General features: G+C 61.1%; 13 protein-coding genes. 3 read left to right on the top strand and 10 right to left on the bottom strand.

What is annotated here, in order from left to right; genetic code table 11:
* Positions 1-566: 566 nt before the first annotated feature.
* Positions 567-3,338, top strand: a complete 2,772-nt coding sequence (locus MOP44_RS10365) for a TonB-dependent receptor (RefSeq protein ID WP_260795962.1) — start codon at positions 567-569, stop codon at positions 3,336-3,338.
* Between the two features lie 435 nt (positions 3,339-3,773).
* Here MOP44_RS10365 and MOP44_RS10360 read toward each other — a convergent pair whose 3' ends face one another.
* From MOP44_RS10360 to MOP44_RS10330, 7 genes are all read right to left on the bottom strand, one after another.
* Positions 3,774-4,733 (bottom strand): IS110 family RNA-guided transposase, encoded by a 960-nt coding sequence (locus MOP44_RS10360; RefSeq protein ID WP_260794022.1) that lies wholly within the window; start codon positions 4,731-4,733, stop codon positions 3,774-3,776.
* A gap of 1,040 nt (positions 4,734-5,773) precedes the next feature.
* Positions 5,774-8,950 carry an Rne/Rng family ribonuclease gene (locus MOP44_RS10355; RefSeq protein ID WP_260795961.1) on the bottom strand — a complete coding sequence of 1,059 codons (3,177 nt, stop codon included), beginning with the start codon at positions 8,948-8,950 and terminating at the stop codon, positions 5,774-5,776.
* Positions 8,951-9,484: 534 nt separating this feature from the next.
* Positions 9,485-10,588: a rod shape-determining protein RodA gene (gene rodA / locus MOP44_RS10350; protein WP_260795960.1), complete on the bottom strand. Its 1,104-nt coding sequence runs from the start codon at positions 10,586-10,588 to the stop codon at positions 9,485-9,487.
* A complete protein-coding gene (mrdA, locus tag MOP44_RS10345; protein WP_260795959.1) occupies positions 10,588-12,621 on the bottom strand; it encodes a penicillin-binding protein 2 in 2,034 nt (677 codons plus the stop codon). Before mrdA ends, rodA begins: the two co-directional genes overlap by 1 nt.
* Positions 12,622-12,759: 138 nt before the next feature.
* Entirely contained in the window at positions 12,760-13,272 is a 513-nt protein-coding gene (gene mreD / locus MOP44_RS10340; RefSeq protein ID WP_260796632.1) for a rod shape-determining protein MreD, read from the bottom strand.
* A gap of 15 nt (positions 13,273-13,287) precedes the next feature.
* The gene (gene mreC, locus MOP44_RS10335; RefSeq protein WP_260795958.1) at positions 13,288-14,586 is read right to left on the bottom strand and encodes a rod shape-determining protein MreC; all 1,299 of its coding nucleotides are present in this window, start codon (positions 14,584-14,586) and stop codon (positions 13,288-13,290) included.
* 165 nt (positions 14,587-14,751) lie between these two features.
* Positions 14,752-15,816 carry a rod shape-determining protein gene (locus tag MOP44_RS10330; protein WP_313901062.1) on the bottom strand — a complete coding sequence of 355 codons (1,065 nt, stop codon included), beginning with the start codon at positions 15,814-15,816 and terminating at the stop codon, positions 14,752-14,754.
* A 269-nt stretch (positions 15,817-16,085) separates the two neighbouring features.
* Between MOP44_RS10330 and MOP44_RS10325 the strand changes: the two genes are divergently transcribed.
* Both MOP44_RS10325 and mgrA read left to right on the top strand, forming a co-directional pair.
* Positions 16,086-17,576, top strand: coding sequence for an aldehyde dehydrogenase family protein (locus MOP44_RS10325; protein WP_260795956.1), 1,491 nt, complete (start codon positions 16,086-16,088; stop codon positions 17,574-17,576).
* 17 nt (positions 17,577-17,593) lie between these two features.
* Positions 17,594-18,634: an L-glyceraldehyde 3-phosphate reductase gene (mgrA, locus tag MOP44_RS10320; protein WP_260795955.1), complete on the top strand. Its 1,041-nt coding sequence runs from the start codon at positions 17,594-17,596 to the stop codon at positions 18,632-18,634.
* Positions 18,635-18,703: 69 nt separating this feature from the next.
* On the opposite strand, the gene MOP44_RS10315 is transcribed toward mgrA, so the two are convergent.
* The 3 genes from MOP44_RS10315 to MOP44_RS10305 all read right to left on the bottom strand — a co-directional run bounded on the left by MOP44_RS10315 (position 18,704) and on the right by MOP44_RS10305 (position 23,287).
* Positions 18,704-21,385: a M14 family zinc carboxypeptidase gene (locus MOP44_RS10315; RefSeq protein WP_260795954.1), complete on the bottom strand. Its 2,682-nt coding sequence runs from the start codon at positions 21,383-21,385 to the stop codon at positions 18,704-18,706.
* Positions 21,386-21,619: 234 nt separating this feature from the next.
* A complete protein-coding gene (cysK, locus tag MOP44_RS10310; RefSeq protein ID WP_260795953.1) occupies positions 21,620-22,672 on the bottom strand; it encodes a cysteine synthase A in 1,053 nt (350 codons plus the stop codon).
* A gap of 99 nt (positions 22,673-22,771) precedes the next feature.
* Positions 22,772-23,287, bottom strand: coding sequence for an Lrp/AsnC family transcriptional regulator (locus tag MOP44_RS10305; protein ID WP_260795952.1), 516 nt, complete (start codon positions 23,285-23,287; stop codon positions 22,772-22,774).
* Positions 23,288-23,354: the final 67 nt, after the last annotated feature.

Genomic DNA, 23,354 nt, shown 5'->3' with positions numbered 1-23,354 from the left:
CGTTCCTGCGCCTTTGGCATCCAATTTTGTGTATCCTTGAAGTTTGAGGGGTTACAGGCTTTTGTACCAACTCCAGCTAGACCGCACGAACCGGCGCAGGCGCACATTTACGGTGGCCGCGGCGGCTTTGTGTCTGATCTTGCTGCTTTTTCTGTCTGTAGTCCAGGTGGCTCACGTCCACTCCACCGCCACAGACGCGGATCATTGCCAACTCTGCATCGTTCTGCACGCAGCGGCGCCCGCTGCCATGACAACGGCGCTGGTGATCCTGGTTCAATTGGGAAACACCGCTCCGGCGGTTCAAGTCGTCATGGCGTTCCGGCCTTGGCACCCGACCCTCTTTACACGACCCCCTCCGGCGGCCTGCTGAAGCAGCGCCCCATTTTCTTATTCAGCTTTCATTGCAGGGTCGATTCATAAGGGCGTTCCCCCAGGAATGCCAATCTAACGCACTCATTCGAAGCTGATGGAATTTTGAAGGCGCTCCGGTGATCCGCACCCGCGGGTCCGTTTGCCGTAAAGATTCCCCCTGGTTTTCAGGGCCCATCCCTTCGGAGAAATCGCAGATGCCAGCTTTTGGCGCCATCGCTCGTACCAGTTTTGCTGCAGTCTTTCTATTCTCTTGCCAATATGCCCTTAACGCGGAGACGGCAGCCTTCGCTGCTCAAAGCGGAAATGCAGGCACCGTCCACGGAACCGTCACCGACCCCACCGGCGCCGTCATCCCTGGAGCCACGGCGCGCCTGGTCAACAGCATCAGCGGCCTCGACCGCACCGTCACCTCCGATGCTACCGGCCAGTTCGATATCGGCAACCTCCCCTTCAACACCTACAAGCTGATCATCAGCGCACCTGGCTTCCAGCGCTTCCAGCAGTCTCTCGACGTCCGCTCGAGCGTGGCCGTCAGCGTAACGCCGGTACTGCAGATCTCCGCGGCGACCTCCACCGTCACAGTCGAAGCCAGCTCGGGCGACCTCGTCGAGAACGACCCCACATTCCACACGGACGTCGACCGCGACCTGTTCATCAAGGTTCCGCTCGAGAGCCAGTCATCCTCGCTTAGCTCACTGGTGACGCAGACCACCCCCGGCATCTCCGCCGACTCGAATGGCCTCTTCCATGGCCTCGGCGATCACGCCCAGAACTCCTTCTCCGTAGACGGACAGTCCATCACTGACCAGCAGAGCAAAGTCTTCTCCAACCAGATCCCCAGCAACTCCATCCAGTCGCTCGAGGTCATCTCCGGCGCGCCGCCGGCCGAGTACGGCGGCAAGACCAGCCTGGTCATCGTCGCCACCACCCGCTCCGGCCAGGGAGTCACCAAGCCCACCGGCAGCTTCAGCACCTCCTACGGAAGCTTCGGCACCGCGACCGCCAACTTCGACCTCTCCTACGGCCGCAAGAACTGGGGCAACTTCCTCGAGCTCGACGGCATGAACACCGGACGCTTCCTCGATCCCCAGGAGTTCGCCGTGATGCACGACAAGGGCAACGAGGAAAACTTCTTCGACCGCGTCGATTATACGTTCACCCAGGCTGATTCCCTGCACCTGAACCTGAACTACAGCCGTTCCTGGTTCCAGAATCCGAATGCCTACGACAATCTGAGCGTGCAAAACGTGGTTGCCGGCGGTTCCAGCGCAACGCCGGTCTTCGACAATGTAGGCAACGCCGATCAGCGCTCCCAGATCCTCACCTTCAACATCGCCCCCACTTACACGCACGTGGTCAGCAACAATTCGGTGTTCAACCTCACCACCTACGTGCGCAAGGATCAGTACCACTACTATCCCAGCGGCAATCCCCTGGCGGACCGCGGGCCTGCTAACCTCCAGACCTCCTCCATCGCGCAGACCCGTTCACTGCTGAACACCGGCGCCAACGCGAACATCTCCTACGTCCACGGCGTGCACACCTTCAAGGCCGGCGCCGAGTACAACTCCACCTTCCTGCGCGAGGGAGACAGCCTCGGCATCGTCGATCCGTTCTATAACGCGCCCTGTGTCGACACGAACGGGAACCCCGTCGCTGGCTATTCCAGCCAGTCAGCGTGCGCCGGCGCAGTGAGCGCGAACCCGAACTACCTGCCGGTGCTGTCGCCCTGGGACCTCACCCGCAACGGCGGCTTCTATCACTACGCCGGTCGCGCCGACATCAAGATCATGAGCCTTTACGTGCAGGATCAGATCAAGGCCGGCAACTGGACCGCCAACGCCGGTATCCGTGGCGACATCTACAACGGCCTCTCGTCTGCCCAGCAGGCGCAGCCGCGCGTCGGCGTCGGATACAACATCAAGCGCACCGGCACTGTGCTCAGTGTGTCCTACGCACGGAGCCTCGAAACGCCCTTCAACGAGAACCTCGTGCTTTCCAGCGAGGGCTGCGCCGATCCCGTGCTCTCGCCGTTGCTAAGCTGCTCGCCAGGTGTCGCCTCCAATGTCCCCGCGCCCGGCTACCGCAATGAGTTCCATGCCGGCATTCAGCAGGCCATCGGCAGGCACCTGGTCGCCAGCGGCGAATATATCTGGAAGTACACGCACAACGCCTTCGACTTCAGCGTGCTGGGCAGCACCCCCATTACCTTCCCCATCGACTGGCATAACTCCAAGATCCCCGGCTACGCACTTCATCTCGACGTGCCCGAGTTCCGCCACTTCAGCGCGTACTCGGTCATGTCATCGGTGGCAGCGCGGTTCTTCCCGCCACAGGTCTCTGGCGCGGGCGCAACCGTGGGCCAGACTGGGCTTCCCTTCCGCATCGACCACGACGAGAAGTTCAACCAGACCACGCACCTCCAGTACACCTTCGCGCATGGCCGCTTCATCAAGGGCTTCTGGGGCGGATTCAACTGGCGCTATGACTCCGGCCAGGTGGCCGGTTCCGCGCCCTGCTGGAACCCGATCTCGCACGACCCCAACAGTTCCTGCGATGGCACCACAACAATGCTGAACGGTCAGCCCGCCGTGGACCTGAGCCAACTCACCGCCGATCAGCAGTTCCAGGCAGGGCTCATCTGCAACGGGCAGCGCGCTACGCCGGGGCACCCACTCCCCGCCGCCTGCCTCGCCTCGGAGTTCTCCTCGTCGTTGATCAGCATTCCGGCCCCGGGAACCGGAAACAACGACAAGGCCCCGCCGCGCATAGCTCCGCGCAATCTCTTCGACACCACCGTAGGCAAGGACAACATCTTCAACACCGACCACTACAAGGTCGACATGAACCTGACCGCCGTGAACGTCACCAACACCTACGCGCTCTATAACTTCCTGTCAACGTTCTCAGGCACGCACTACGTCACACCCCGCTCCCTGACCGCGAAGGTAACGGTGAACTTCTAGAAAGCGATCGGGGCCGTCTCGCGAAAGGTCACAACTTCACTGCTTGCAGAAGAAGTCTTGGTGAGCGCCCTTCGAAATCTTAGCGACGGGTTTCGTATCAGGCGCTCCCTTCAGGCAGCCCGCACGCGCTCCTCCTCGACTGAACCGGGGCTTTAGTGTCTGCGCGAGAACAGATCGAACCAGACCGCGAAGCGGCAGCGCCCCGGAGGTGCAGCACGATAATAGCCCCGGATGAAGTTCGCGCGCCACGCGCGGACGAGAATCCGGGGAAACTGACCCTATGCTCCTCTAAGCCCCGGAGCGACTGTCTGATTTGTCAAGGGTTCATGGAGGGGTTGCTGGAAAAGACGGCGCGCTGCGCCTCGGAAAACGCAGAGAGCGCGTTTCCCGCTTTCCCACAACCGAGCGGCTACGGCGAGTGGGAGATTAGCATGTTCAGGCGCAAGCCCGGGAGGAAGTGGTCTGAAGCGCCAGCCGACAGCGCACCTCGCGGGCCTTGGCGTTGAGCCGCACCAGCAGCTTGTGGGCGAGCGCAATGCGGACGACCTTGGGCGGCTTGCCGGCCGCGCGGAGGCGCTGCTGAAAGGCGGTGAAGTCCGGCTCGAAGCGGCCCGCCACACCAGCCACGAGGTAGAGGATGTCGCGCACCGCGGCGCGTCCTCCCCGCACCGCGCGTTTGCCCTGCTGCTTTCCCGAGTCGTTGGCCAAAGGAGCCAGCCCGGCCAGTTTGGAGACGGTCTTGTTGGACAGCAGGCCGATCTCCGGCATCTCCGCCATCAACCGCGCCACGGTGCGGTCGGCCACGCCTTTGATGGTGCGAAATGCCTGGTTGAGTTCCCGCCACAGCGGGTCCTGCTCGATCAGCCTGGCGATGCGCTGCTCCAGATCGCGGATCTGGCGGGCAACGAAGGCCAGCAACTTGGCGAAGGAAACCTGCACGGCGCGATCGGTAACCAACCGCTGCTGGTTGCGTTGCGCCGTACGCACATCGGTCAGCTGGCGAAGACGCGTGACCAGCGCCCGCAACTGCTGCTGGCCGGGCGGCGTCAGGCAGGCTGGCTGCGGCTTCTTCACTTCGGCGTACCAGGCGATCATGGCGGCGTCGATGCGATCGGTCTTCTCCAGTGAGCCCATGCTCTGAGCGAACTGGCGCACCGCGCGCGGGTTCACGATGGCCACCGCAAGGCCTTGTTCCGATAGCTGCGCAAACGCCAGTTGTTCGTACCCGCCGGTGGCTTCCATGGCCACCATTTCAACCTGATGTGCCTGGCAAAAGGCGCCCAGCGCCATAATCCCTTCGGGGGTGTTGGGGAAAGACCCTGCCGCACCCTGCTGGCCAATGCGAACTTCCAGGGACTCGGAAGCAACATCTACGCCACAAACCATCTGTGTCACGATAACCTGCCTTGTATGTTCGAATGAGATCGTGCGACTGTTCGGTCGTACGTGACTTGGGCAGCGGTCCCTATGCTCCGGGACGGTGAGCGATCACCTGGGGACGTACGGGAGCCGCCCGCCCGCGGGGGAGCCGATGCCTCGGCTCCCCCACTGCAACAGTCTCACCGAAACTGCCGCTCATTCAGAGATACAAGGGACGACAGAAATCAGCCACCGCGGCCCGCATCGCGGCATATCGTCCGAGCCCGCAACTGAGGAGGGGCGCGCTGGGCCAGTTCTCACGCAGACTCTTCAGCCCCGGCGTTTCAGCTTCCACTCGTGACCGCCATCACTTACTCGCAGAACTCTGCTCTCGTATCGTGAGAACGTTGTGATTTGTGTCTACCCACACTCCGGACCGAAAAACCCCGTCCAGCCGAAAGATGAAAGAGATACGCTGAGGGGATTAACTAATCACCAACTGGGGTTACTAGAAAATTAGCTACCCCTCCCCCTGTTTTTACTTCTCCATATATTCGCCAAAGATCGATTCAACTAGCACAAAATAAAACACATACACGTCTACAAAATTTCATACCAGCGAAACAGCTTGTTCAAACAGGAAAGAGGCCTTTGTACTTATAAGTAAACACCCGAACTTGCATCCATTCGAATCAAGAGACCCCTCGCGCTCACATCGAGCGGCGTTCCGGAACCGAGCTGGCGCCCGACGTGCCAAGTGTGACTGATATCACTGCCAGTAGCCGCTGAGACCCGCCAAACTGTATTTGTTCAAGTGAGCTGGAACACCGCGCGAATCCTGAGCGCGCGGTCGTTCCCAGGCGGAGGGCTAACGAACCATGAGCAAACTGGAATCCCGCGCTACCAGCGCCGGCCTCATCTTCGCAGCGTGCGTCATCGCATTCCTCATCATCGCCACGCTGGCCGGCTCCGCTTCACCCCTGAAGTAAGCCCCTCCTTCAAACGCCTGAAACAAAAAGGCCGGAGCATCGCTCCGGCCTTTTCTATTCCCTACTCCCTATTCCCTATTCCCTGCTTCACCCCTGAATATCGAACTGCTCCGGATGCAGCGTGGCATCGCTCTTCACCAGAATGTTCTTCCCCGTCAGGTCCTCGAAGTCCGTCAGCCAGCGTGCGTTGTTGGCCTTGAGCACCTTCACGGTTTCAGGGTGCACGCGGACCAGCACATCGGGGTTCTCAAAGTGGCGGCGCATCTTCCTGAGCTCGATGTATATCTCGTTCGCCACCGTGGACGGGCTCTTCACCATGCCGGTCGCCTGGCAGGTAGGACAGGGCACGCTCAGCGTACGCTCCAGCGACTGCTTGACGCGCTTGCGGGTAATCGCCACAAGACCAAAGTCGTTGAACTGCAGAACCTTGGTCGGAGCGCGATCAGCCTTCAACGCCTCTTCGAGCGCTGCCAGAACCTTGAAGCGATTCTTGCGCTCGTCCATGTCAATGAAGTCGATGACGATGATGCCGCCCAGATCGCGTAGACGGATTTGCCGCACGATCTCAGGGATCGCGTCCAGGTTCGTCTTCACGATGGTGTCTTCCAGCCGCGCCGTCTTGCCCACGTACTTGCCGGTGTTGATGTCGATGGCGACCAGCGCTTCAGTCTGGTTGATCACAATCGACCCGCCGGACTTGAGCCACACCTTCGAACGCAGCGCCTTCGAGATTTCGTCCTGAATGCCGAAGTGCTCGAAGAGCGGCGTCTCCTTGGTATAAAGCTTGACGCGGCGCACCATGTTGGGCGCGAACCGGTTGAGAAAGCGCACGATGCGCTCGTAGTCATCCTGCGAGTCAACCCAGATCGCAGAGAAGTTCTCGCTCACCTGGTCGCGCAGAATGCGCTCGATCAGCGAAAGATCGTGGTAAATCAGCGCCGGCGACTTCGACTTCTCGCTGCGCTCCTTGATCTCTTCCCACAGGTGAATCAGGAAGCGCAGGTCAGCACGAAGCTCTTCTTCGCTCGCTCCTTCGGCGGCCGTGCGGACAATGAATCCGCCGCCAGTTTCGCCGCGTTCGCTGATCAGGATCCGCTTCAGCCTCTGGCGCTCCTCGTCGGAAGCGATCTTGCGGCTCACGCCAACGTGCGAAACCGTCGGCATGAATACCAGGAACCGCCCAGGAAGCGCGATGTGACTCGTGATGCGCGCACCCTTCTTGGCGATGGGCTCCTTGGCGATCTGCACCAGGATTTCCTGCCCCGGCTTCAGAAGATCCGAAATGATCGGCAGGTCGGAGGTCTGCGCAGAGCGGCGCGACGGGCCGCCACGACGATTGCCGCGCTCGCCGCGGTCGCCGGTTCCACGCTGCCCGCGGCGTCCGCGCCCATTGCGGTCGCGGCGATCACGGCTGGGAGCGGGCGCGCCTTCGGCGGCAGCCTGCTGCTCATCTCCCTCGTCGACTTCGTCCTCGTCTTCAACCGCGATGTCCTCATCCTCTTCGCCGCCGTTCTTGTCGTCGAAGCGGAGCTGAATCTTGTGATCGAGGTGGGCCTCCTGCAGCATCTCACCCAGTTCACCCGAGCGGATGGTTGAGGTGTGGTGCTTCTCTTCTTCCTCGTAGTCTTCGAGGTCACCCTCTTCGTGGCGGTGATGCGCGTGGCCGGGAGCGTCGAACTCTTCTTCCTCGATCGTCTCCTCCTCCACCAGGCCCGTGCCGGGGCTGTACGAGGAGGCGCTCGCGGTACGGGTCTTCTGCGGCTCGTCGCCGGCCGGAACTGCTACAGCCGAGGGATACTCAGGCGCATCATCCTTCTTCTTCTTGCCACCCAACCCGAACAACCGGAACTCGCTCGGGGGCAGCGGGTCAACATGGTGCGAAGCCGACCGGTCCTTCTCTTCGTGCTCGGACTGCTCCTCAGTTCCCGACGCAGCTTCCGCGGGAATCTCGTGCGCAGACTCTTCAACAGCCGCCGTGCGCGCTTCTTCCTCGCTCACCGTGGTGGCATGCTCTTCCGTCTGGCCCTCCGCGCGCGGATCGGCAGTGAAGAACGGATCGGCAAAAGGATCAGTCTCGTTTGCAACGAAGGCTACTTCCTCCGGAGCGCCGGGTAGATTCTCGAGGGGCTGGTCCTCTTCAACCAGCTCCTCTTCAACGAGTTCGTGCGCCTGAAGCGGCTGCTCTTCCGGCGTGACATACACCGATTCGATGGAGTCGGTTTCAGGATTGAACTCTTCGGTCTCCTCGATTTCCAGCGTGTGAGCCGCGGGAGCGTCGGAGAAGATGCCCTGGGGCTCGCCATCCACCTCAACCTGCGCCGACTCGGCAGCCGGCTGGCGGTGCCGGGCCAGCGATTCCCCTGGAAGCAGCCCCGAACCATCCCAGCTCAGCGGCGACTCCACCATCGTCGAAGGCTTCGATCTGCTCACGGGCCTCGCCGGGGCTTCCGGCTTGGGTGCACTGGCGGCCGGTGTGCCGCCGTACTTCGAAAGCGATTCGCCGGGCAGAACAAAGGAGGCTGGCTCGGGCTGAGCCGCAGGCCGCTCGCGCTGCACGGTCTGCTCACGATGCGAGGGCTCGGGACGGGGAGTCTGAAACTCGCCGGAAACGTCGAGGTCCGGCTGGACACTCGGATCAAGATAGGTTTCGGCGGACGCCTCGGTCTCAATTGGATCGGGGACTGGCTGCGCTCCGCCGCGGCCGCCGCGACGGCGCCGCCGTCCACGCCAGCGCTTCGCGCCGCTTTCGTCCATGTCTTCGCCGGTATCAGCATCCGCTGCCTCGGCGGGTGCCTGGATCACAGTCTCGACCGGCTCAACCTCAATACCCGGCTCGGGAACCTGGCGCTGCTGTTCGCCGCGCTCGCGGCCACGGCCTTGTTCACGGTCGCGGTCACGACCGCCGCGATCACGCCGGCTCCGTTCACCACGGTCGCCCTCGCGCTGCTGTTCGCCGCCGTGGCGCACTTCACGAGGAGCCTGGTTGCCGCCGGACACGGCGGCCTTCTCAATTTCGTCGCTCTCTTCCTGGTCTTCAAGCTCCAGAAAATCCGTGACGTAAAGGAACGCGTCCCGCTCCAGTCCCAGGTCAACAAAGGCGGACTGCATGCCGGGGAGCACGCGGGTCACACGCCCGTTGTAAATGGAGCCCGCTAGGGTGTACTCGTTTTCGCGTTCGTAATAAATTTCAGCGAGCTGGTCGTCTTCCAGAATCGCCAGCCGCGTCTCATGCGGCGTAGAGGAGATACAAATCTCTTTTGCCATCGTGCCTTTCCGCCCGGCAAATATTGGCCGGGACATACGGCAAGGTCAGACGAGATGGCGCGAATCCGGAAGAGAGGGGAATGGCAGGACGACCTGGAGACTCTGGCACACCGCGGGCGGTTAACTGGCGGGCCAAATGCCGGCGCAGCTGACGCGACCGCACCCGATGGGGTGGCGGTGAACCAGGCAGCTCAACCGCAAATACCGGCTGAGCAAAATGTCTATATGGCTGATCCTTGTGCAGAAATTTTGTGGCCGCCCAGCTCCACGCCAACAGAACCGTCGACATGAACGGGGCCGTTATACCGGCGGCCAATGCCCAGACGTACCGCGCAACCTGAGAGGGGTCCGTGATAGCCCTGCCTCCCGCGCGCTCCGGGACATTCTGCCAACCGCTTACCCGTTTCTGCGTGCTCATGAACCCAATCCTGCCGGGCCCGCGATTCCCGCTGGAACCTGGCCGGCCAAGTGATTGAAAACTCTTACCTGCGGCGCATCCTCGCGCCGCCTTTGAATAAACCCGTTTGATACAACCTAGTTTACGAACCGGCGCATGCGCACGTTGTTCGCCACGCCCAGCGCCAGGAAGGTAAACAGAACCGAAGATCCGCCGTAACTCATTAACGGTAAAGGGATTCCGGTGACCGGCATAAAGCCTATGACCATGCCTACGTTGACCATGATCTGGAAGGTCAGCGCAGCCACGATTCCCATAATAATGAGGGAACCGGCAAGGTCCGCGGCTGTTTGAGCGTTTTGAATCAAACGCATCAATACAAGGAAGTATAGCAGCAGCACAAATATCGCGCCCACGAACCCATGCTCTTCGCAAAATGCCGCGAAGATGAAGTCCGCGTGCGGAATCGGGATGAACGCTCCCTGCGTCTGGGTCCCCTTCTCCGTGCCTTTACCCCAGATGCCCCCGGCGCCCACGGCAATCTTGGCTTGCAGAATCTGGTATCCGGCTCCGCGTGGGTCGTTATCAGGATTGATAAAGCTGGTCAGACGCGCCTTTTGATACGGCTTAAGCAGCTTGCCGCTCGACCATCCACCAACAACCAGTACCAGGGCCGCCGTAACCAGGATCGCCGCCTGCTTCACATTGATCCCGCCGAGGAAGAGACCTACGATGAGAACCGGCACGTAGGTCAGGGTAGTGCCCAGATCTGGCTGTTTCAGAATCAGCAGGAGTGGAACTCCCACCAGAGCGAAGGCCTTGAAGATCTCCTTCCAGCTCAATGACCGGCCGCCCAGGTTGGCGAAGTAGCGCGCCACCATCAGGATCATCACCAGCTTCATCCACTCAGATGGCTGAAAGAGGATAGGTCCGAGCTTGATCCATCGCCGCGCGCCGAGCGCCTTGTGTCCTATCCCCGGCACCAACACGGCGGCCAATGCGAAAGTGAAGAAACCATAGAACCATGGAACGATGTCGATGAGCTTGTGGTAGTCGATCTTGGCGAAGATGAACATCGCGAGCAGGCCGCCTGCCACCCAGGCCACCTGCTTTTTGTCGAAGCCGATGTACTTTGTGTGCAGCGTCGCCGAATGGATCTCCATGATCGAAATGCCGCAGAGAAGCAGGACAATCAGCAGGAGAGCCCAATCGAAATCACGTACGCTGATGAGCTTGCGCACTATCGGAGACCCTCTTTCCAGCGCAGCGGCATTGCATTCAACAGCGCGCCGAGGCTCAGCGGCTTCATCGCGATCTGCTTCGCGGGTTCGCTCGGGTTCACGAGGAAATGCCCAGTGTGAAGCTGCTCCGCCTCGTGCTTCGGATCACCACTATCAGGCGTTGACCACACCGCGCCCACTTCCACCGGTTTGGTCGGCTCGCTCGCCTTCTGCAGCAGATTGTTATCGCGCTTGCGCTGTTTGTTCACGTAGTCGACAACGATAGCCTGCGCGATGTGCGCCGAGTTCGAGCCCCAGTCGCCGTGCTCCTGCAGCACCACCACCGCCAGCTCTGGATTGCGTCTTGGCACCATGCCCACGAACCACGAGTTCGGCGTGCGCGCGCCGCCCTTGGTGTGCGTGTCGCCGCCGCCCACCACCTGCGCGGTGCCGGTCTTGCCGGCAAAATCCACACCCTCGATATGGCTGGCCGCCGCGGTCCCGCTCGTCGTCGCTGCTGCCATGCCGTCAGTAATGGTCATCCACGTGTCGGGATCGAGGGCCACCGTCTTTTCGCCCGAGCCCGGGAAGCTATCGATCAGTGCGGAACGGAAATCCGCCGGGAGCTGGTCCGGATTTACACTATGCGGCCGCACGAAGTGCCCATCGGAAGCGATTCCCGAGAGCGCCCGCAGCAACTGGATCGGCGTTACCTGTGTCTCGCCCTGTCCGATGCCGACCGAGATCGTATTGCCGGCATAGTACTTCTGGTGGTAGTTTCGCCATTCCCATTGCGTTGATGGCATCACGCCCGACATCTCGTTAGGCAGATCTATGCCGGTCTTCTGGCTCAGTCCGAACGAGGTCGCGTACTTCGCAATCGTGTCGATGCCCAGCTTCTGCGCCAGCGCATAAAAGAACGTGTCGCACGAGAGCGGAATCGCCTGCTGGATGGCCAGCACGCCGTGATGCTTGTCGCAGTGGAAGAAGCGCCCGTAAAACGTGCCCCCGCCCGCGCAGTTGACGCGCATATCCTGCGCCACACCCTCTTGCAAGCCGGCAGCCGACATGATGATCTTGAATGTCGATCCCGGCGCGAGCTGGTCCTGGATGGCCTTGTTCATCAGCGGGTGCCGAGGATCGGTGATGAGCTTGTTCCACTCGTCGCGCTTGATGCGCACAGCAAAAGCATTCGGATCGTAGCTGGGGTGCGACACCAACGCCAGGATCTCCCCGTTCCTCGGATCCATGACGACGACGGCACCGTTGTTCTCGCCGAGTCCGATCTCTGCCGCGCGCTGCAGGTCGAGGTCGATGGTGAGCTTCAAGTCCTGCCCGGGCTTGGCGTGCTGCGTGCCAAGAACACCCATCTCACGCCCGTGGCTGTCGACAATCACGTCCTGCGAACCGTCTTCGCCGCGCAGGATCTGGTCGTATGTCTCCTCAATCCCGGCCTTGCCCACTACGTCGCCCGGCTGATAAGCCGCGTAACGTGGATTGTTGTTCAGGTCGTCTTCGCTGACCTCGCCCACGTATCCAATGAGGTGCGACGCAAAGCCATCGCGCGGATAAAGCCGCCGCTCTTCTTCAATGGTTTCCAGCTCCGGAAGCTCGTTGCGGTGCGCCTCGATGAAGGCCTGCTCGTCGGCCGTGATGTCCTGCTTGATGGGAATTGGCTGATATCCCGCGGCGCTGCGGAAGTGCTTCAGCGTTGCCTTCAATTGGTCGAGATCGAGGTTCAGGCCCTGCGCGATCATCGGCAGGTCTTCGTCAACATTCTTGTTCTGCTCGCGAACTAGGAAGCACGTGACCGATGGGTAGTTGTCGACAATCAGCCGCCCTTCGCGATCGAAGAGCTTGCCGCGCGGCGCCAGAATAGGCACCTTGCGGATGCGATTCTGCTCGGCCAGTTCGCGGAAGTTGGTGGCGCCCAGCACCTGAAGCCGCCACAGGCCGGCAGCGAGCGCCAGCATCATCAAAAGGATGCCGTATTGCACTGCCGCCGATTTGTAGCTGGAGAGCTTCTCGCCGCGGTTACTACGGTCGGAATACATGTGCTTCTCTATATAAGATACAGCGAATCGAACTCACATTCAGCGCCCAAGTGCCGCATGATTGTTCGCGCTGGATCAGGGGAATTACTTATTGGACGTACCACTCCCGATTCTGATTCACGCCAAAGTCCGAGTCGCCTAATCCCTTATCTGGAACCGATCCAGGAAGGGGAACAGAATCAGCGCTATGATCGAATTCCCGATCGACTGGAACAGCGGAGTCAGCCAGTTCCACTCCAGGTCCATCCCCAGCAGCACGCGATAGATGAACAGGTAAACCGCATTGCACAGCAGGGTCAGCGCGAAGTTCAGCATCACCCGCACCAGGTAGTTCTGCACGTCGATCCGGATACCCACGGACGCTGCCAGGTAGCCGGCAAGAGTCTTGGCAATGCCGTTCACCCCGAGGGGCCGCCCGGTCAGCGCGTCCTCGAATATACCCACAAAGCCCCCGATCAGCATGCCCTGGATTGGGCTGCGCCGCCCGAGCGCGAAATAGATCGTGATTACCAGCGGGAAGTCGAACCAGATGTGGTTCTGCCCAAACGCCCGTGGCAGCATGGCCTGCAGCACCAGCGCCAGCACGATCACGAAAAGATAGAGCGGGGCCGGGTACTTGTGAATCTCCAGGTCGCGGCGGGAGTTCGCCATCAGCACAGGCATCGTCTAGCGCTCCCTCCGGTGCTGCGGACTCGCAGGTGGATTGCTCGGCTTCGGCACGGGCCGGGTCGCCTGCGGATTCTCCCCCGGATTACCTTGCTCAGCATCCGGCTTGGGCACGGCAGGCTTCTTCGCCTTGGGAGCGGTCTGCCCCGCCGCTGCCCCGCCCGCATTTGGAGTAGTCGCATTGCCCGGCGTAAATCGGTCCGGATGCGCGGGCGGAATGATCTTCGGCACCACCGCGGGCGTGGCCGGAACTGGCTGCCCATCGGGCCCCACCTGTGCCGTCTTGGGAGCGGTTGGCGGCGGAGCATTCGGATCGGTCAGGCCCGGCAGCCTCTCCGCCATGATCTCTGACGCCTTCCGCTGCTCCGCGAGCGCCGCGGCGTCTGCGCCCTTCAGGTCCTGGCTCTGCGCCATATCTTTCAGCTGCTGGTCTGAGAAGCGCGGCTCCGTGCTCGTAATCACCAGGACCTCGTCGAGCCTGTCAAGCTGCGCCGCGGATTTCACAATCACCCGGATGAATCCGTCGCGATCAGGGTCGGGCAGCACCTTGTCCACCACGCCCACCTGCAGCCCGCGGGGAAAAATCTGGTCGCCGCCGCCCGTCAGCACCTTCTCGCCGGGCTTGATGCGGTTGTCCGCCAGAATGCCGACAATCTGCGGCTGCCCCTGCGCATTGCCGCGCAGAATGCCGCGAATGCGCGTCTGCTCCAGGATCACGCCCGCCCCGCTCGACTGGTCATTGATCTCCAGCACCTGCGCCGTATGCGGAAATACCTCGCGCACCTTGCCTACGATGCCGTCGCCTGAAATGACGGCCATGTCGCGCTTCAGCCCTTCCTTTTCGCCCTTGTTGATAGTGAACACCCAGGACTGGTCGGAGCCGCTGGTGCCGATCACCTGCGCGGGCATCGTCGCATACAAGTACTTCTCCTGGAAGCCCAGCATCTGCTGAAGCCGCTGGCCCTGGCGCGCATCCTCAAGCAAGGCGGCCTGCTCCACCCGCAACCGGTCCACCGTCTCCTGCAGTTCCTTGTTCTCCTGCCTGACGTTGCGCAGGGCAAAGTAGTTCTCCCAGATGCTGCCCACCCCGGTCTTCGAGGTCTGCACGGCCCGTTCAGGCGGAGAGACGGCGGCATTCGCCCATAGCCGGATCAGCCGCACACTCGAGCTATCTGCCGGATCGTAGACATTCTTTCCACCCGCGTTCCGGCGCACCTGCACGGCCAACCCGATGATCTGGACCATCAGCAGCAGTAGCAGTACGAGGAGATTCCGGTAGCGGACGAAGAAGCTTTCCATGGGGCTCAACTCCCGCTTCAAAGCATCAGAAATTGCGCGGCGGGAGCACCTTCAGTGTATCGGGTTTCGCGATTGGATCTTATTGGAACGCCTAACTTGCAGATGGATAGTAAACAGGCGCAGGAGGCAAGAGGCTGATCCTCATGCGTCCCGCGCCTACTGGCTCTAATCGATCTTAATTTTGCGCAGCAGCCTGAAATCCGACAGCATCTTGCCGGTTCCAAGCACCACTGACGCCAGCGGATCGTCCGCCACCGATACCGGAAGTCCCGTTTCCTCGCGGATGCGCTTGTCGAGGTTCTTGATAAGCGCGCCGCCGCCGGTGAGCACGATGCCTCGGTCGGAAATATCGGCCGAAAGCTCGGGCGGGGTCCGCTCCAAGGCCACGCGGATCGCGTTCATGATCACGGCAATGCATTCGCCCAGGGCCTCGCGAATTTCCGAGTCGTCAATGGCGATGGTCTTCGGCACGCCCTCAATCAGGTTGCGGCCCTTGATCTCCATCGTCAGGGGCTTGTCCAACGGGAACGCCGAGCCGATCTCCATTTTGATGTGCTCAGCCGTGCGCTCGCCGATCAGCAGGTTGTACTTGCGCTTCAGATAGTTGGTGATAGCCTCGTCCATCTGGTTACCGGCCATGCGCACCGAGCGCGAGTAGACGATACCCGAGAGCGAGATGACCGCGATATCTGTGGTTCCACCGCCAATATCGACGACCATGTTGCCCGAAGGCTCGGTGATGGGCAGCCCGGCGCCGATCGCAGCCACCATCGCCTGCTCAACGAGATAGACTTCGCTGGCCTTGGCGCGATAGGCCGAGTCCTCGACCGCGCGCTTTTCCACCTGCGTGATTTCAGACGGTACGCCGATCACGATCCGCGGATGCACCAGCATCTTGCGGTTGTGCGCCTTCTGGATGAAGTAGTTCAGCATCTTCTCGGTGACCTTGAAGTCAGCGATGACGCCGTCTTTCATCGGCTTGATGGCCACGATGTTGCCGGGAGTGCGGCCCAGCATCTCCTTGGCTTCCTTGCCTACGGCCTCCACCTCACCGGTGTTCTTGTTGATGGCCACGATGGAAGGCTCGTTGACCACGATGCCCTTTCCAGCCGCGTAAACCAGGGTATTGGCGGTGCCGAGGTCAATCGCAAGGTCGCTCGAAAACATGCTGAAGAGCGAACGAATGCCGTGCGAGCGCGATGTGCGCGAAGGATAGCCATTCAAAGACATTGGAAGATTGGTTCAACCTCAAGGAGTATTGTACGGCAGCAGACCAGCACGGCAGACCACAGCCGACGCGAGCAAAAGAGCGCGCCAATGCTGTAAACTCTCCTCTGTTTGCCGTGTTTTCAGCATACAGCAGATTGAGTGCAATGCGTGTGCCGCAACGCACACTGAATCGCTTAGTCGGAATTAATGCGGGCCCTCCTCTTCGGGTGCAAACCGCGGCCCACTGTGAACCAGGACTGTGAACTAACAACTGCTCTTCGAGGACCTCCATGCCCATCACGACCTATCAGAACCTCATCGGCGGCGAATGGCTGCCGGCCCGCAGCGGCAAAACGTTTAAGAATGTAAACCCAGCCGACCACTCCGACATCGTCGGCGAGTTCCCCTCCTCCGGCGCCGAAGACGTCGACCTGGCCGTAGCCGCCGCCAAAAAAGCCTTCGCCACCTGGCGACTGGTTCCCGCCCCCAAGCGTGCCGAGATCCTCTTCCGCGCCGGCCAGCTTCTCCGCGAGCGTAAGGAGCAGTTTGCCCAGGACATGACCCGCGAAATGGGCAAAGTCCTTGCCGAAACCCGCGGCGACGTGCAGGAGGCCATCGACGAAGCATTCTATGTAGCCGGCGAAGGCCGCCGCCTCTTCGGCAAAACGACCCCCAGCGAGCTCCAGAGCAAGTTCGCCATGTCCATACGGATGCCCCTCGGCGTCGTCGGCATGATCACGCCCTGGAACTTCCCCATGGCCATACCCTCGTGGAAGCTCTTCCCGGCCCTGGTCGCGGGCAATGCTTGCGTCATCAAGCCGGCCACGGATACGCCGCTTTCTGTCTACAACCTGGTGAATACGCTGGTCGAAGCCGGCGTCCCCGCGGGCGTGCTCAACATCGTCTGCGGCGGCGGCGGAGCGGTCGGCAACGCCCTGGTCGAGCACAAAGACGTCCGCGCCATCAGCTTCACCGGCTCCAGCGAGATCGGCTCCCACGTGGCGCAGCGTGCAGCCGCCACCTTCAAGCCCGTCTCGCTCGAAATGGGCGGCAAGAACGCTCAGATCGTCCTCAACGACGCCAACCTCGACCTCGCCCTTGACGGCGCGCTCTGGGGCGCCTTTGGAACCACGGGCCAGCGCTGCACCGCCACCAGCCGCATCCTTCTGCAGATGGGCATCGCAAAACAGTTCATCCCCAAGCTCGTCGAGCGCGCCAAGGCTCTCAAGGTCGGCAACGGAATCGACGAATCCGTGCAGGTAGGCCCGCAGGTCAACGCCAGCCAGATCGAGACCTCCACGAACTATGTCGAGATCGCAAAATCCGAAGGCGCAAAGCTCGAGTGCGGCGGCCACGCGCTCACCGACGGTCCTTACGCCAACGGAACCTTTTTCGCTCCCACCATCTTCTCCGGCGTAACGCGCGAGATGCGCATCGCCCGCGAAGAGGTCTTCGGCCCCGTGCTCTCCATCCTAGAGTTCGACACCTTCGAGGAAGCCATCGAGATCGCCAATTCCATCGACTACGGCCTGTCCTCGGCGCTCTACACCAAAGACCTGAACAAGGCCTTCACCGCCATCCGCGATCTCGAAGCCGGCATCACCTACATCAACGCGCCCACCATCGGGGCCGAGGTTCACCTGCCTTTTGGCGGCGTGAAGCACACCGGCAACGGCCACCGCGAAGGCTCCGAAGCCTTGGACTTCTTCACAACCTGGAAGGCCGTCTACGTCGACTACAGCGACAAGCTCCAGCGCGCCCAGATCGACAACGCTGAGTAGGATCAAAGAGAAAAGACATGGAAAAGCCCTACGTCCCCAATCCATCCCGCTACGACGACGCCACCTTCCGCCGCTGCGGCCGTTCCGGCATCGTGCTGCCGCCCATCTCCCTCGGCTTGTGGCAAAACTTCGGCGGCGCCGATGTCTTCGAAACCGGCCGCGCGATGATCCGCCGCGCCTTCGACCGCGGAGTCACCCACTTCGACCTCGCCAACAACTACGGACCGCCCTACAGCTCCGCCGAAGAAAACTTCGGCACTATCTTGCGCAAGGACTTCCGCAACCTCCGCAATGAGCTCATCATCTCCACCAAGGCCGGCTGGGACATGTGGCCCGGCCCGTACGGCATCGGCGCCTCGCGCAAGTACCTCCTGGCCTCGCTCGATGACAGCCTCCACCGCATGGGCGTCGACTACGTCGACATCTTCTATGCCCACCGCCCCTGGGCCGATACGCCGCTCGAAGAGACCATGGGCGCACTCGCAACTGCCGTGCAGCAGGGCAAAGCACTCTACGTCGGCATCTCTTCCTACAGCCCCGAGCGCACGCGCCAGGCCCACGACATCCTGAAAAGTATGAATGTCCCGCTGCTCATTCATCAGCCCTCGTACTCCATGCTCAACCGCTGGATCGAGCACGGCCTGCTCGACACGCTCGAAGAGCTCGGCGTGGGCTGCATCGGATTCTCGCCAATGGCCCAAGGCATGCTGACGACGAAGTACCTCAATGGCGTGCCTGCCGACTCGCGCGCCGCTCTGGGCAATTCTTCCCTGCTCAATGAATTCCTGAACGAGAAGAACATTGCGCACGTCCGTAAGCTGAATGAGTTCGCACAGAAGCGGGGCCAATCGCTCGCGCAGATGGCCATCGCATGGGTGCTGCGTGACAAGCGCGTGACTTCGGCTCTCATCGGTGCGCGCAACGTCGAGCAGCTCGACAACTCCCTCGACGCGCTCAACAACGTCACCTTCACGCCCGAGGAACTCGCCGAGATCGAGCCTCACGCAGTCGACGTGGGCATCGACCTCTGGCGCGCCGCCCGCATGAAGATGATTTAGCACCCCTCAAGGGAAAGGCCGCGGCCCATAGCCGCGGCCTTTCACGATCCACCACCCACTATACACTAATCACTGCTCCTGCTGGGCCGGGAAATCGTCGTCATCCTCTTCCTGCGCCTTCGCAGCTTTCATCACCGGCGCAGCTTCCTTCTCCTTCGCAGGTACTGCCGAATCCGCCGGAAGATCCGGATGCTCATACGCGTACAGCTCGTTGAACAGATACTTGTATGTCGCGTGCGACTGCCCGCGGAATTGCGGCTTGAACCCGTACAGCACAATGCGCCCGCGACCATACGCCATCTCGACCGCCGCAGCCTTGCCCTCAATCGCCTCGGGATGCAGCAGCAGCCCGCTCTCCAGCGGATTCGTTTGCTTCGAATACCGCGCCAGCACCGCGCCATGGAATCCTGGCAGCGGTTGGAAAGCCGGCCCCATCTGGAACATCACAACAGGTGAATCGGTGACTCCATAATTCGTCGGCAGTTCCGCATGTTCCGTTTCCACGCGCAGAAGCGCGCCCGAGCAGAAGAACTTGTCGCTCTTCGCGCCCTTGATCACGTTCTCCACCGGTAAGCTCAGCAGAGGAATCAACGCGTCCGCCGTGCGATTCAGTGCCACCAGCGTTCCGCCTTCGCGCACAAACTCGCGCACGTTGTTCAGGCCATCCTGTCCCAGCCCGCCCGCATACTGCCCCGGCACCACGCCCACGTTGAAGCCATCCATCAACTGCCGCGACGACATATCCGGCAGCACAATCACGTCATACCGGGTGCGCAGGCCGCTTGAGCGGATATCCGCGTTATACAGGCTCTTTGGCTCAAAGCCATAGTTCTCCAGAATCCACCGCGTCCAGCCTTCATCAATCGCCGGCGCCCACGGTCGATAGAGACCGATCTTCGCCTTCTTGATTGCCAGCGTATGCGCCGGCGCGCTCACCGCAATCGCGCCCACCGCATTTTGCTTTGCGATACTATCCAGTTTGTCGCGCGTAATACCGCTGATGAGGAACGCGCCCTTCTCCGCGCCATTCGCGGTCTTCACCGCATCCTGGGCGAGCGTCACAGTTGCCCCTTCTTTCAACGCAGCATTCACTACCTCAAAGGACGCATTCGTCCGATGGCTCAACGCAAATACAGTGCCGGCGCCATCAACGGTCGCCGCCGGAGCCTCTGCCTTACTGACCTTCGTCAGCATCGAGCGCTGATCCACAGCCAGCGGATCCGTCACCGCATCCACGTTCACGCCCATCTGCAGCGGCAGCGTCCATCCCGTCACGTCATACGGCAGATCGATCGATTTCGATGTTCCGTTCTCCAGCGCGTCAGGATACTTCTGCCTCTCGAACAGCTCCTTGGCCATCTCGGAGAAGGCCTGGTCCATCGGAATCACCCATGATCCCGCCGGATAACTCACGCCGTTCGCCTTGAAGCCATCCTTCGTCGCATACACATCGAGCCCGTTGTCGATCATCAACTGCGCCAGCTTCGCTGCCTCCGGCGCGTCCGTCTGCTTGTCGCTGATCACATACGCAAACGGAGGCTCTTTCTTGAAGTGCTCAATCGTGTCGCGCGCCGCCTGGTAGCGGTTGTAGAGCAGCGTCTCGCGATTCTTCGCTGCGAGATCCAGCACACTCATCGACCCGCCCACCATGTAGTCCACCGCGTCGCGCAAGTGCCACCATCCGCCTTGCCACGGCGTCGTATACATCGTCAGCGCGCGCAGGTCCTGGTACTGCTTGGGGAAATCGCTCACCGCGTAGAAGTGCGGGGTAGCGTACTCATACAGCGCCGTCTCCGTGAAGAACGAAATCTCGCCGCGGAACACGTGTGCCCAGTCCATGAACCCCGCATACCAGTTGTCGAAGCGCGACTCAGAGATTGCACCCGGCATTTTGTGCGCATTCAGATAGGCCGCCATGTTCGTACCCACCACGTTCAGCCAACTCCGCACATACGGGCTGATGTTCGATGAGATCGGATCGGAAAACGGCGGAATCCAGATGCGCGCTGGAAACGGCGCCGTCTGGTGCTGGCAGTAAAAGATCACGGGGCTGTACTCGAGCTGCGCCTTCGTCACCACCTGCTCTTCCTTCATGTTGAGCATGTAGCCGTCGCGATTGTTATCGTGCCCCACATACTCCTGGTAGAGCATCGGAAGCGGGCTCACCTCGTACTGCGTTCCCACGTTCTGCCGGTACCAGTGCACGACCATGTCCTGCCCGTCAGGGTTGAGCGTAGGCCACAGAACAAGCACCACGTTGTCTAAAATCGCATCGATCTGCGGGGCATTCTTCGCCGAAAGCAGCTTGTACGCCAGCATCATCGTGTGCTGCGGCCCCGCCACTTCGCTCGCGTGCAGCCCGCCGTCAATGTGCACAATGACTTTGTTGGTCCTCGCGAGTTCCCGCGCTGTGTCGTCGTTCAGGTCCGTCGCATGCGCCAGCCGGCCGGCCACCTGCTTCGTCTCATCCAGCTTCGCAATATTCGCCGCAGACGAGATAACGCCGATCTCGATATTCCTGCCCTGCGTGGTCTTGCCCACCGTGAACATCTTCATGCGGTCCGGCGCTGCATCGGCCAGCGCATGAAAGTACTTCACCGTATCCTCGTAGTCCGCCAGGTAGAAATCATCCCCCGGCGTATGCCCCAGCACGGAAGAAGGCGTGGGCACCTGCGCGGAACCGAGGCCCGGCGTGAACAGCGAAAGACAAGCAGCAACACAGCAAAGCCGAGCGGCAAGCTTCAACGGCATGGATTCTCCTTGTGACTGGTGAGGCACTCGCGGTGATTCCAAGGGTAACGCAAAGCAGCTAAGAATCATCTGAGGAAACACGGTCAAGGCGAGCGATCCAAGCAGCCCGACTCCGCCACGCAAGATTCGGAGAGGAACCAAGGCTCGAGTCCTAGCCGATCTCCCGCGCATGTACTTCTCCTCTGCCCACGCAGGGCCGATCAGCTCGTCGCAGAGCACCTCCGTTCCGATGGCCTACTTAGCCGGGTCCAGAATGCAGCCCGGTGTTGATCGTGCAATCTCCCACTCCTCCTCATTCATATCGGCCGACACATCCGCAAATAGCGGCGTGCTCAGGTAGCGCTCACCCGTATCCGGCAGCATGCAAAGAATCGTCGCCCCCTTCTCTGACTCCGCCGCCACCTGCAGCGCCCCCGCGAACGTGGCTCCTGACGTGATCCCCACAAACAGCCCTTCTTTCTGCGCGAGTTCCCGGCTGCATCGCATCGCATCCGCGTTGCTGATCCGCACAATCTTGCTCACCGCCTTTGAAGCCATCGCGTCACCCGCCAGCTTGGCCACAAAATCGGGGCTCCAGCCTTGCAGCGGATGCGGCTTCCAACTCGGATGCGCGGCGCTAGGCGTTCCATCGTCGTTGCGCTGCTGCTCAATGCCGCTCGAGAGCATGGGAGCATCTTCCGGTTCGCACACTACGATTTTGGTCTCGGGCCGCTCTTTGGCGAGAACTCTCGCCACGCCCTTCAGCGTCCCACCTGTGCCGAATCCCGTCACCCAGTAGTTCAGCGGCTCGCCCTCAAAATCGCGGAGAATCTCTTGCGCCGTTGTGGCCGAATGGATATCGGGGTTGGCCTCATTCTCAAACTGGCGCGTAAAGAACCACCCATGTTTCTCCGCCAGTTCCACCGTCTTCTTTACCATCCCCACCGCCCGCGCCGCGGCCGGGGTGATCACTACCTTCGCACCCAAAAAGCGCATCAGCTTGCGGCGCTCGATGCTGAATGTTTCAGCCATCGTCACCACCAGCGGATACCCCTTCGCCGCACACACCATCGCCAATCCAATTCCAGTATTCCCGCTCGTCGCCTCCACCACTGTCTGCCCAGGCTTCAGCTTCCCCGTCCGCTCGGCCTCTTCAATCACCCCCAACGCCAGCCGGTCTTTCACTGAACCAAGCGGGTTGAAAGCCTCCACCTTGACAAACAGGTTCACTCCCTCCGGAGCTAGCCGGTTGATTCGTACCACCGGCGTGTTTCCAACCATTTCGGTGATGTTGGCAAATTTGCCCATTCGTTTTAACCTCCGATTGCACGCAATTGTACAGAGCTCTGTCATCTCGCCGACGTTGACGCTCTCGTCGCGCTCCGGTCATCGGCCAAGATTTCCGATTTACGCCCTTCCACTCTCCATCACATCCCTAAGCGCAAAGCTAGTCTCCAGCCTCACCACCCCAGGCAACCGCGACAACTCATTCTGGTGCAGCCGCCCATAATCATCGATATCCGCCACCCGCGCCACCAGCATGTAGTCATACTGCCCCGCCATCAGGTGGCAGCTCACAATCCCGCGCGTATGCCGCACCGCCCCCTCGAACGCAGCCAGCACCGGGGCCGACTGCCGCTCCAGCGTCACGCGCACAAACACCGTCATATGCTTGCCCAACAGCCGATCGTTTATCAACGCGCGATACCCGCGGATGGCACCCATCGCCTCAAGCGCCTGAATCCTTCGTGACGCCGCCGAGGCCGACAGCCCCACCGCCTCGCCCACCTCGTAATTCGTCGCCCTGCCATGCCGCTCCAGGTACTGCAAAATAGAGGTGTCGAGGTCGTCCATACCCCGCGCTTGGGGCACCGCGACCGTTTCGTGCGCGGGATGTTGCGTTTCGTCACGTTTCGTTCCCATACTGCAGTTCTACTACGAACTTTGCACACATCAAATTACATTCGCGCAGTACCATCCAATTCGTTAC

Source organism: Occallatibacter riparius (assembly GCF_025264625.1).
Taxonomy (GTDB): domain Bacteria; phylum Acidobacteriota; class Terriglobia; order Terriglobales; family Acidobacteriaceae; genus Telmatobacter; species Telmatobacter riparius.
The sequence above is the reverse complement of the archived record's forward strand: the minus strand, read 5'-3'. Positions and strand labels throughout refer to the sequence as shown.